The sequence below is a fragment of the Sphingobacterium haloxyli genome, from assembly GCF_002980525.1.
GTDB lineage: Bacteria > Bacteroidota > Bacteroidia > Sphingobacteriales > Sphingobacteriaceae > Sphingobacterium > Sphingobacterium haloxyli.
In genome coordinates this window covers 1-896 of the sequence record NZ_PVBQ01000045.1, presented here as the reverse complement: position 1 = coordinate 896, position 896 = coordinate 1, and the positions used below count along the sequence as shown (strand labels likewise).

Here is an 896-nt window from a genome sequence, read left to right as displayed (position 1 = left end):
CTGCATTAGTTTCGATTTCATCTGACAGTTAAAGGGCAAACAAACTAGATTTGTAATGCGAATAACAAATTGAAGTTTAACCCCTTAACAATGTCAGACATGAATGTAGAGACAAAATTAATCAAAAGTAGATTAGGATTGCTAGGATTAGCAGAAGAATTAGGGAATGTATCTCGGGCATGTAAATATCTTGGTTACAGCCGGGATACTTTCTATCGTTACAAAGACCTATTTGAAGCCGGCGGTGAAGAAGGCCTCCGGGAATTGAGCAGAAGAAAGCCAAACGTAAAGAACCGAATCGAACAGCATATCGAAGAGCGTGTAGTGAAATTTGCTATAGAACAACCCGCTTTTGGTCAGACACGGGCATCGAATGAGCTGAAGAAAGAAGGTATGTTCATTTCTCCCTGTGGGGTAAGATGCGTCTGGCTGCGTCATGATTTGGAGACATTCCAGAAACGTCTTAAAGCGTTGGAAGCAAAGGTTGCACAGGAAGGGCTGATCCTAACGGAAAGCCAGGTGGTAGCTTTGGAAAAAGCCAAGGAGGAAAAGACTGCCCATGGGGAGATCGAAACGCACCACCCAGGTTATTTAGGAGCCCAGGATACCTATTATGTCGGTTATATCAAGGGCGTTGGCAAGATATATCAGCAGACCTTCATCGACACCTATTCGAAAATGGCAACCGCAAAACTGTACGATCGGAAGATAGCATTGGTAGCGGCCGACATGTTAAACGACCGCGTGGTTCCCATGTATGATGCTTATGGCATACCCCTGTTGCGCATACTCACCGATAGAGGGACGGAATATTGCGGAGCAAGGGAACATCATGAGTTCCAGCTATATCTGGCTATTGAAGATATAGAACACACTAAGACCAAAGCTAAAAGCCC

The 896-nt window shown here is 44.5% G+C and carries 1 protein-coding gene; it reads left to right on the top strand.

From position 1 onward, the window contains the following. Positions 1-99: 99 nt before the first annotated feature. On the top strand, positions 100-896 hold a 797-nt coding region (locus C5745_RS19860; RefSeq protein WP_105718752.1), incomplete at its 3' end, for a helix-turn-helix domain-containing protein.